At 74.4% G+C, this 9,706-nt stretch carries 10 protein-coding genes; 2 read left to right on the forward strand and 8 right to left on the reverse strand.

Annotated features, from left to right (window positions below; genetic code table 11):
- Nucleotides 1–147: 147 nt before the first annotated feature.
- The 4 genes from ACFV7Q_RS36990 to ACFV7Q_RS37005 are packed head-to-tail and all read right to left on the reverse strand — an operon-like array spanning nucleotide 148 to nucleotide 3,453.
- On the reverse strand, nucleotides 148–546 hold the full coding sequence (locus ACFV7Q_RS36990) for a VOC family protein (protein WP_385435332.1): 399 nt from the start codon (nucleotides 544–546) through the stop codon (nucleotides 148–150).
- A 5-nt stretch (nucleotides 547–551) separates the two neighbouring features.
- Nucleotides 552–1,202, reverse strand: a complete 651-nt coding sequence (locus ACFV7Q_RS36995; protein WP_385435333.1) for a lactate utilization protein C — start codon at nucleotides 1,200–1,202, stop codon at nucleotides 552–554.
- The gene (locus ACFV7Q_RS37000; protein ID WP_385435334.1) at nucleotides 1,199–2,701 is read right to left on the reverse strand and encodes a lactate utilization protein B; all 1,503 of its coding nucleotides are present in this window, start codon (nucleotides 2,699–2,701) and stop codon (nucleotides 1,199–1,201) included. Before ACFV7Q_RS37000 ends, ACFV7Q_RS36995 begins: the two co-directional genes overlap by 4 nt.
- Nucleotides 2,698–3,453: a (Fe-S)-binding protein gene (locus ACFV7Q_RS37005; RefSeq protein WP_385435335.1), complete on the reverse strand. Its 756-nt coding sequence runs from the start codon at nucleotides 3,451–3,453 to the stop codon at nucleotides 2,698–2,700. Before ACFV7Q_RS37005 ends, ACFV7Q_RS37000 begins: the two co-directional genes overlap by 4 nt.
- A gap of 18 nt (nucleotides 3,454–3,471) precedes the next feature.
- Here ACFV7Q_RS37005 and cobF point away from each other — a divergent pair, with 18 nt between their 5' ends.
- Nucleotides 3,472–4,224: a precorrin-6A synthase (deacetylating) gene (gene cobF, locus ACFV7Q_RS37010; protein ID WP_385435336.1), complete on the forward strand. Its 753-nt coding sequence runs from the start codon at nucleotides 3,472–3,474 to the stop codon at nucleotides 4,222–4,224.
- Between the two features lie 6 nt (nucleotides 4,225–4,230).
- On the opposite strand, the gene ACFV7Q_RS37015 is transcribed toward cobF, so the two are convergent.
- The gene (locus ACFV7Q_RS37015; RefSeq protein ID WP_385435337.1) at nucleotides 4,231–5,490 is read right to left on the reverse strand and encodes an aminotransferase class V-fold PLP-dependent enzyme; all 1,260 of its coding nucleotides are present in this window, start codon (nucleotides 5,488–5,490) and stop codon (nucleotides 4,231–4,233) included.
- A 208-nt stretch (nucleotides 5,491–5,698) separates the two neighbouring features.
- Nucleotides 5,699–7,309: a glycoside hydrolase family 71 protein gene (locus tag ACFV7Q_RS37020; protein ID WP_385435338.1), complete on the reverse strand. Its 1,611-nt coding sequence runs from the start codon at nucleotides 7,307–7,309 to the stop codon at nucleotides 5,699–5,701.
- A 342-nt stretch (nucleotides 7,310–7,651) separates the two neighbouring features.
- Here ACFV7Q_RS37020 and ACFV7Q_RS37025 point away from each other — a divergent pair, with 342 nt between their 5' ends.
- Nucleotides 7,652–8,137, forward strand: a complete 486-nt coding sequence (locus ACFV7Q_RS37025) for a hypothetical protein (protein WP_385435339.1) — start codon at nucleotides 7,652–7,654, stop codon at nucleotides 8,135–8,137.
- 19 nt (nucleotides 8,138–8,156) lie between these two features.
- Here the strand turns inward: ACFV7Q_RS37025 and ACFV7Q_RS37030 are convergent, their stop codons facing one another.
- Nucleotides 8,157–8,990, reverse strand: a complete 834-nt coding sequence (locus ACFV7Q_RS37030) for a hypothetical protein (RefSeq protein ID WP_385435340.1) — start codon at nucleotides 8,988–8,990, stop codon at nucleotides 8,157–8,159.
- Nucleotides 8,991–9,098: 108 nt separating this feature from the next.
- Entirely contained in the window at nucleotides 9,099–9,632 is a 534-nt protein-coding gene (locus ACFV7Q_RS37035; RefSeq protein ID WP_385435341.1) for a GNAT family N-acetyltransferase, read from the reverse strand.
- Nucleotides 9,633–9,706 lie beyond the last annotated feature (74 nt).

A 9,706-nucleotide genomic window follows, 5' to 3' on the forward strand; every position in this document is an offset into this window, starting at 1 on the left:
TCGCCCGCTGATCCCGCCGCACCAACGGCGCGAACACCTCCCCGGCGAACTCCTCCAACCGGCCCCGACACGCAGCAAGCTCACCCGCCCTCATAAGCAGCGAACTACCGAACACCAACCGTGACAAGACCAGCTAACAAAGCACTACTAGGCCTCCCGGGTCGGCTGGAGGAGGTCCCAGCGGTTGCCGTAGAGGTCCTCGAAGACGGCGACCGAGCCGTACGGTTCGTGGCGCGGCTCCTCCAGGAAGCGAACGCCCTGCGCGGTCATGAGGGCGTGGTCGCGGGCGAAGTCGTCGGTGTGGAGGAAGAAGCCGACGCGGCCGCCGGTCTGGTCGCCGACCCGGGCGCGTTGGTCCTCGTCCTTGGCGCGGGCCAGGAGCAGCCCGGATTCGGTGGCTCCCGGCGGGCGGACCACGACCCAGCGGGACCCGTCGGGGCGCGGCGTGTCCTCGACGAGCGTGAAGCCGAGCGCGCGGGTGTAGAAGTCGACGGCCTCGTCGTAGTCGCGGACCAGGAGGGCGCTGAGGGCGATGTGTGCGGACATGGTTCCTATTGTGCGGATGCGGTGAGCAGGACGACCTCCAGGGTCCGGGGGCCGTGCACGCCCTCCACCCGGTCGAGTTCGATGTCGCTGGTGGCGGAGGGACCGGAGATCCAGGTCAGCGGGCGGGTCGGGTCGAGTCGTTCGAGCGCCTCGGGGACGGAGTCCACCAGCTGCCCGGGAACGCGGACCACGCAGATGTGGTGGTCGGGGACGAGGGTGATGCGCCTGCGGCCCTGATCGGGGCGCCCGTCGAGGACGATCGTCCCGGTCTCCGCGATGGCGAGGGCGCAGCCGGTGACCACGCTGTCCACGGCGTCCAGTTCGTACGGGGTCGCCTCCGCGCGGTCGGGAACGCGCCGGGCGGTGGCCGTGCCGAGCCAGTGCGCGGGCAGGCCCGGCGGGACGAGGACCGTGCGCGCGTCCCGGTCCGCCAGGAGCCGCGCGAGGAGGTCCGGCAGGGCGGCCTCGTGCGTGCGGTGGACCTTGGCCCGGTACTCGGCGAGGTGGGCGGCCAGTAGGTCGGCGCTCTCGGCCGCGGTGCGGTCGGCGTGGGCGCGCAGGTAGTCCCGCGGGATGCGGTCCGGGTCCGGGCGGGTGCGGCCGGGGTCCGCCACCGCCCGGCGGATGCGGCCCAGGATGCGGTCCCTGCTGGTCATGCCCTGCCCCCTCGGTCGTCGCCCCGGCGGCCGCGGCCCGCGCCGCGTTCACGGGCCCACCAGTCGCGGAAGGGCTCGGCCGGCGGTTCCGGCAGCTCGCGGCTGTCCGTCCAGGCCCGTACCGGCCCCGGCAGCCGGCGCGGGCGGATGCGTCGGGCCCGGGCCAGCAGGCGCTCCCCGGCGCGCAGCGCGCCCGGGCGGTCCAGGAGGAGCCGGGCCGCGCGCATGGCGGCCCGCTCGGCGGTGTGGCCGTGGGCGGGCCGGATCCGCACGCGGATGCCCCCTCGGGTCACAGGGCCGCCCTGGACCACCCTTTCGCGCAGGTGGAGGAGGATCTCCGGGATGTCGATGGCGACGGGACACACCTCGTAGCAGGCCCCGCACAGGGTGGACGCGTAGGGCAGGGAGGCGTCGATCGCGCTGCCGGTGCCCCGTAGTTGCGGGCTGAGGACGGCACCGATCGGGCCGGGGTAGACCGAGCCGTAGGCGTGGCCGCCGGCGCGTTCGTAGACGGGGCAGACGTTCAGGCAGGCGGAGCAGCGGATGCAGCGCAGTGCCTGGCGGCCCACCTCGTCGGCCAGCGCGTCGGTGCGGCCGTTGTCGAGGAGGACGAGGTGGAAGGCGGAGGGGCCGTCGCCGTCCGTGGTTCCGGTCCACGATGTGGTGTACGGGTTCATCCGCTCGGCGGTGGAGGAGCGCGGCAGCGTCTGGAGGAAGACCTCCAGGTCGCGGAAGGTGGGCACGACCTTCTCGATGCCCACCACCGAGATCAGGGTTTCCGGGAGGGTCAGGCACATCCGGCCGTTGCCCTCGGACTCCAGGACGACCATGGTGCCGGTCTCGGCGACCATGAAGTTGGCGCCGGACACGCCGACCTTGGCGCGCAGGAACTTCTCGCGCAGGTGGCGGCGGGCGGCCTCGGCGAGTTCACGCGGGTCATCGCCGAGGCCGTCCGGGGCGGGCCGGCCCCAGCGGCCCATTTCCCGGACGAAGACGTCCCGGATCTCGGCGCGGTTGCGGTGGATGGCGGGGACGAGGATGTGGGAGGGGCGGTCGCGCCCGAGCTGCACGATGAGCTCGGCCAGGTCCGTCTCGTAGGCGGCGATCCCGGCGGCCTCCAGGGCTTCGTTGAGGCCGATCTCCTGGGTGGCCATCGATTTCACCTTCACCACCTCCCGCTCGCCGGTGGCCAGCACCAGGCCGGTGACGATGCGGTTGGCCTCGGCCGCGTCGGCGGCCCAGTGGACGGTACCGCCAGCGGCGGAGACGGACTCCTCCAGCTGGATCAGGTAGTGGTCGAGGTGGCGCAGGGTGTGGTCCTTGACGGCCTTGCCGGCCGCGCGGAGCCGGTCCCAGTCGGCGAGTTCGGCGACGGCGCGGGCCCGTTTGTCGCGGATGGTGTGCGTGGCGTACCGCAGGTTGGCGCGCAGCACCTCGTCCCGGACGGCCTCGCGCGCGGCGGCGGGAAAGGCCGGCATGCCGATGAACGTGCCCGTCATACGAGGGGGTCCTCCTGCGTCGAGGCCAGGATCTCGGCGAGGTGCAGGGTGCGCAGCGGGGCTCCGCGGCGGCGCAGGACGCCGTCGAGGTGGGCCAGGCAGGAGTTGTCCCCGCCGCACAGCACCTCGGCGCCGGTGGCCGCCGCGGCGGCGGCCTTGTCGGCGCCCATGGCCGCCGACAGGTCGGGGTTCTTCACGGCGAAGGTGCCGCCGAATCCGCAGCACTCCTCGGCGCCGGGCAGCTCGACCAGCTCCAGGCCCTCGACGGCGGCGAGCAGTCGGCGCGGTCGGTCCCCCAGCCCGAGCCCGCGCAGGCCGTGGCAGGAGGGGTGGTAGGTGACGGTGTGCGGGAAGTGGGCGCCGACGTCGGTCACCCCGAGGACGTCGACGAGGAACTCGGTCAGCTCGTACACGCGCGGGGCGAGGTCCTCGGCGAGCCGGGCCGCCCGGGAGCCGCGGCCCTCCCGCTCCGCGAGGCGGCCGATGCGCGGGTAGTGGGTGCGGATCATCGCGGCGCAGGAGCCGGAGGGGGTGACGACGTAGCGGTGGCCGGCGAAGGCCTCGGCGGTGCGCCGCAGCAGGGGTTCGCTCTCGCGCCGGTAGCCGGTGTTGTACTGGGGCTGCCCGCAGCAGCTCTGGGCCGCCGGGAAGTCCACCTCGACGCCCAGCCGATCCAGCAGGCGTACGACGGCGGCCCCGGTGCGGGGGTACAGCGCGTCGTTGACGCAGGTGACGAACAGGGCGGCACGCATGGGGGGCAGAATAGCCGCGTGAAGAAGTTCTCAGTGATCGGCATAGGCGCGGGCGACCCGGACCACCTCACCCTTCAGGCGGTCAGGGCGATCGGCGCGGCGGACGCGTTCCTCATCCTGGAGAAGGGCGAGGAGAAGGCGGACCTGACCGGGCTGCGGCGTGCGATGCTCGCCGCGCACGCCCGCCCCGGCCACCGGCTCGTGGAGGGTCGGGACCCGGACCGCGACCGTACCCCGGCCGCGTACGCGCCGACGGTCGACGGTTGGCGCAGCGCGCGGGCGGAGATTTTCGAGCGGTTCATCGCCGAGGACCTCGCGGACGGCGAGACCGGCGCGTTCCTGGTGTGGGGCGACCCCTCGCTGTACGACTCCACCCTCGCGATCCTCGACGAGGTGCTGGAACGGGGCCGGGTGGCCTTCGAGCACGAGGTGGTACCGGGCGTCAGCAGCATCTCCGCGCTGCTGGCCCGGCACCGCACCACCCTGAACCGGGTGGGGCGGCCGGTCCAGATCACCACCGGGCGGCGGCTGGCCGAGGGATGGCCCGCGGACGCGGACGACGTGGTGGTGATGCTGGACGCGCGGCACGCCTTCACGGCCCACCTGGACCAGGACCTGTACATCTACTGGGGCGCCTACGTCGGCACCCCGGACGAGATCCTGGTACAGGGCAAGCTGGCGGAGGTTTCCGGCCGGATCGAGGAGCTCCGGACCGAGGCCCGCGCCCGCAAGGGCTGGATCATGGACACGTACTTGCTCAGGCGCGGCTGAGGGCGGTCAGTTCAGGAAGGGCGGGAGGACGGCGGCGAGGCGCTCGTACTCCTCGGGGCGGTTGTAGAGCTGCCCGCAGACGCGGATGCCGCCGCCGCCCGGCCACGGCCAGATCAGCACCCGGATGCCCTCCTCGGCCGCGATCCGCTCGCGCAGGGCGCGGGCGTCCTCCGGGGTGCCCGCCAGTCCGGGCGGCAGCCTCAGGGAGCGCATGGCCAGGCCCTCGGTGTACGGCAGCGGGGTGATCCCGGGGAGTTCGGCGAGCAGGGCCGCGCCGTAGGCGGCGAGCGCGGCGTTGTGGGCCCGGGCCTTGGCGGGGTCGAGCCGCTGGAGGAGGTCCAGGCCCTCGGGGGCGGCGAGCCAGCCGGTGTAGTCGGCGGTGGCCCGGTTCTCGACGGAGCGGGGGAATCCGTGCTGGTCCTCCCAGGAGGGGACGAGCGCGCGGATGCGGCCGCGGTGGGCGGGGGCGACGGCGAGGACGGCGCTGCCGGAGGGTGCGTAGCCCCATTTGTGCAGGTTGCCGAACCAGAAGTCGGCGCCTCCGGCGAGCGGGTCGGCGAGCATGCCGGGGGCGTGGGCGCCGTCGACGACGGTGGTGATCCCGCGTTCGGCGAGGTCGGCGAGGAGGGCGGGGGTCGCGAGGACCCGGGCGGTGGGCGAGCTGATGTGGTCGAGGACGGCCACCTTCGTACGGGGTGTCAGGGCGGCGAGCACGGTCTCGCGTACGGCGTCCTCGTCGGGCAGGGACGGGTCCAGGGACACGGTGGTGACGGGGGCCCGGCGGGCGGCGGCCGCGGTGACCGTGCCGTAGCCGTGGTCGGTGACCAGGATCTCGTCGCCGTCGGCCAGGGGGACGGCGGCAAGGGCGAGGTTGGCGCCCTCGGTGGCGTTGGAGACGAACGCGATGCCGTCGGGGTCGGCGTCCAGGTGGGCGGCGATACGGGTGCGGGCGGCGGCGATCCGGTCGGGGGCGCCGATGAAGAAGGCGTCGGGGTCGGCGTGCGCCTCGTCGCGCAGCGCGGCCTGTGCCTCCTGGACCGGGACGGGGACGGCGCCGAACGAACCGTGGTTGAGGTGGGCGACGCCCGGGTCCAGGCGGAACAGGCCGGGTCCGCCGGGGAACACGGAGGGCGCCGCGGCGCGGGCCGCCGCCCCGGTGGAGGCGTCGGCGCGGGTGGCGTGGCCGCCGCCCGGGATTCCGGTCGGTCGCCCGGTCGGATTGCCGGTCGGGTCGCCGGTCGGCGCGTCACTGGTCGGCTGGGTCACGGATCCTCCACGGAGTGGACGGTGCGGTCGTCTCCGGATCATCGACGGCGCGGGGACGGCCGGGAAGGGCCAATCCCGCCAGGGTGGCCCACCCCGCGGCGGGGCCGGCCCGGCGGGACCGCAACGCAGGGGCCCGGTTCCGCAGGCACGGGCTCGGAGGCAGGGCCGCCCCGGAGGCGGGGTCGCACAGGCGTACGCCCGTACGGGCTCAGTTCCGGCCGCTGGTGACGGCGTGGTACTGGAGGTCCTGGACCTTGACCGTGCGCTGCACCGGGCGGGGCATCTCGGCCTTGGCGCCCGGCTTCCCGCCGCGGACGACGACCGCCGAGTTGGAGCCGGTCCGCAGCGGCAGCAGCTTGGAGTGGAGTCCGGACGGCGCCTCGTGCGTGCTCGTGGTCGAACCCGTTCTGGTGCGGACGGTCGCCGGGGCCTTCAGGAAGCTGAGCACCTCCACCGTGTCGCGGGCCGCGGCGCTGCCCTTGCGCAGGGACATCGTCAAGGACTGGTCGCCGGTGGGGTCGGCCGATGCGAACTGGGTGCGGGCCGAGACGTACAGGGTGTCGCGGACGATCTTCGGCCAGCTGCCCGTCTTGAAGCGGGTGAGGTAGTAGGAGGTCAGGTCGAGGTAGGCGTGGCCGTTGTGCACGGAGGGGGCGAACTGGGTGCCCTCGGAGTAGTCGTTCCAGGTGGTCAGCTGCACCCAGTCGGCGCCGTCCTCGATGGCGCGGGTCCAGGTGGTGCGCAGGGTGGCGGTGTTGCCGGCCTCGTCGAAGACGCCCTGGTTGGGGCGGGCGTCCTGGACGGAGACGGGCTGCATCCACACCTTGCCCATGTCGTGCGCCCGCCGTACGTCGCGGGCGGCTCCGTCCTGGCCGACGTAGCTGCGCGAGCCCCACTCGGAGAAGCCGTGGCTGATGGGCGCGAACCGCTCGTGGTGGGAATCGAAGTCGAGGAAGGTCGGGACGAACGCGGTGCGGATGCCGTGCCGCGACTTCAGCTGGTCCATGAAGCGGCTCCACCAGGCCGGGTCCTTGGCCTCCGCCTTGAACGGGGAGACGACGAGCCGGCCGTCGCCGAGGCGGTGTGCGGCGGGGGTCCTGCCGAGGGCGGCGACGGCGTCGGCGAGGACGGCCGGGTCGTCCGTCTTCAGGGACGTCATGTCCGGCATCAGCATGATCTTGAAGCCGGGGTCGACCGAACGGGCCGCCTCCATCAGGAGGTTGGCCCGGTCCCAGTTGTGCCCGCTGAGGGAGAGCATGTCGAGGGTGAAGCCGTCGAGGCCGGCGGTGCGCGCGGTGCGCACCTCCTGGCGGAGGTTGGCGAGCTCCCAGTTGCCGCCCTTGGGCTTGACGGGCAGGGGCCGGTCGCGCAGCAGGCCGCCGTACCGCTCGTGCTTGCCGTTCTCGCCGTCGGGGTTCAAGTAGTTGCGGGTGTAGTAGTCCTTGTCCGCCCGTACGTTGTCGAGGGAGAGCGGGTACGGGGTGAAGTAGTGCGCGAACACCAGCTTCTTGCCAGGGCCGGCGGCGGCGCGCAGGGCGGCCGGCTCGGGCATGTCGAAGGGGAGGGCACCCGCGGGCCGGTGGTCGCCGGTGTCGCCGGCGTCCGGGGCCGGGCCCTTGCCCTTCCCGGGGTCCCCCTGGCCCTTGCCGGGGGCGGGGGCCGCCCTGCCGCCGGCGCCGGAGCCGCCCGGTGCGGCGGGCCAGGGCTCGCCGATGCCGGGGACGGCGGTGTCTTGGCCGGCCCCGGCCGTGAAGGGGTCCAGGGCCGTGCCGACCGCGCAGACGCCGAGGAGCAGGAAACCGGACAGGACCAGGGTCACGAGGGGACGGCCGCGGAAGCCCGGCCGGCGCCGGTGCGAGGCCCGTCGTCGTTCGGATCGGCTTCCGGCCCGCCGCCGTGCGCGGCGGCCTCCTGTCCGGTCCGCTCTCATCGTGCGTGTCCTCCCTGGAATATGCCCGGGCTTCCGGGTTGAAGAGCAGTAGAGCCGATTACCGGCTTCCGGACAACCGTTCCCGCCGGCGCGTACAGCGCGCGGCCGAGCGGTGCTACGTCGGGTCGCGGACAGGCGGACCGTTTCGCCGGATTGCGGCATTCCCCTGGTACTGCGTCAGGGCTGGCGGATAATCGGCGGTACGCGGCCCGATTCCACCCTTGGCCGCGCATGGACACGCATGCAATGGGGGGCATCGTGCCGATGAGGGAACCAGGTCGCGCCGGGACGCTGCCGGCGACGTCCGACGAACTGTCCGGGCTGCTGACCGCCGTTCGGCGCGGCCGGGTGCTGACGGTCACCGGCCGGTTCCGGGAACCGCGGAGCCTGCTGGTGCGGGAGATCGCCGAGCGGCTCGCGTCGAACTTCCGCGACGGCGCCGCCGTCGTCCGCATCGACCGCAGCTGCGGCGTCCGCGAACTGACGGCGGCCCTGGACTGCGTTCCCGGGACGGCGTTCCTGCCGCGCGGGGCGGCGAGCACCCTGTCGTGGCTCGCGGAGCGGGACATGCTGCTCGTCCTGGACGGCGGCGAGTCCCTCACTCCGCAGGCGCTGGCCTGGCTCCGGGAGCTGCTCGCCGCAGCCCCAGGGGTGCGGATCCTCACCTCCGGGCGGTGGCCGCTGGGCCTACCCGGGGAGCGCGTCCACCGCCTCTGAGCGTCGTACGCGTCCCCGCTCAGCCGCGGTACCTGGCGAGCACTCCCCGCAACAGCCGGGAGGCCGTCCACTGCGGGCTGCCCGTACCGGCCGGCCGCGCCGGCGCGGCCGGCCGCCGGGACTGCAGCTGCGCCCAGACCGCGTCCGGGCAGCGGCCCTGGGGGCGGGACTTGAGGAACCTGCGGTACGGCACCACACGCGGCTGCCGGCCGATCTCCACCCAGTGCGGTCGGCCGGACACCTCGTCCCAGCCCGTGTTCGGGATCCGGATGTGGTCGCGGCGCCCGTCCTTGTCCTTGCTGGTGATCTGGGCGACCCGCGCCCCGCCGGAGCCCGTCTCCAGCACCACGCAGTAGTGCCGCAGCTGCCGCTCCGGGTCCTCCCGCAGCGGCACCATGGCCAGCCACACCTCGCCCGGGAACGGGCGCGCCCCGCGCCGCTCGTCCCACCGGCGCACGAGGAGGTGCGTGACGAGGGCGACGAGCCCGGCCACGAGTCCCTCCACCGGGGCCCGGACGCTCCACGGCCGCCCGGCCACCAGCCCCTCGACGTACAGCGCGGCCCCGACGGCGGCGGCCAGCAGGAGGGCGGTCCGCAGCAGGAACAGCCAGCACACGAACCGCCCGCCCCGCCCCGCCACGGCGGTGAGCACGCACGCCACGACGACCGGGACGGCGTGGACGACGGCCCACTGGTCGGCGCCCTCCACCTTCAACGGCGGTGTCCGCTCGGCCAGCAGGTCCGGCAGCAGGACGGGGAGGGCCAGCAGACAGCCGCCCAGCCCCACGACACCGAGCAGCAGGTAGCCCGCGTAGCCCGTTCCCGCGCAGGACGTGTTGTCGCGACGTGCCACCGGGCCTCCCCCCACTCCGGGGCCGCACGCTAACGCACGCGCAACACCCGCGCCAGAGGCCACTGTTGGCCAGCGGCAGCGCACCGGCGCCGGCTCATCGGGGCGGCGTCAGGGCTGCTTCCACTCGTCGACGGGCAGGCCGAGGACCACCTCGTCCACGAACTCCCCGGACACCCAGGCGGAACGCCTCAGGGTGCCCTCCAGGGTGAACCCCGCCCGCCGCGCGGCGCTGATCATCGCGGTGTTGTCGGCGAGGGTGTCCACCTGGAGCCGGTGCAGCCCGCGCACGGTGAACCCGTACCGGCACAGCAGCTGCACGGCCTCCGCCCCGATCCCGCGGCCCCGGCTTCCGGGGCGCAGCGAGACGCCGACGTGGGCGCAGCGGTTGTGCGTGTCGATGCCCCACAGCAGCGCCTCCCCGGCCAGCGCGCCCGAGGCGCGCTCGACCACGGAGAAGACGGCCGAGTCGTCGGCCGGGGCGCCGGGCTCGTACGGGGAGTGGCCGCCGGCGGCGGGGAGCGGCCGCCAGGGCCGGGAGTCGGCGCGCGAGCGGGTGGCGACGTCCTCGTACAGCTCGGCGTGGAGCACGGCGACGTCCTCGGTGTGCCGGGCCCGCAGCCCGGCCAGTCGTCCCTGGATCACCGGCTCTTCCTAGCCCCGGCCCGGCCGGTACCGCAAACGGTTTCCGGGCTGCCGGATACGGGTCCGCCCCGGCC

Origin of the sequence: Streptomyces sp. NPDC059851 (genome assembly GCF_042732005.1) — a bacterium.
Classification (GTDB): domain Bacteria; phylum Actinomycetota; class Actinomycetes; order Streptomycetales; family Streptomycetaceae; genus Streptomyces.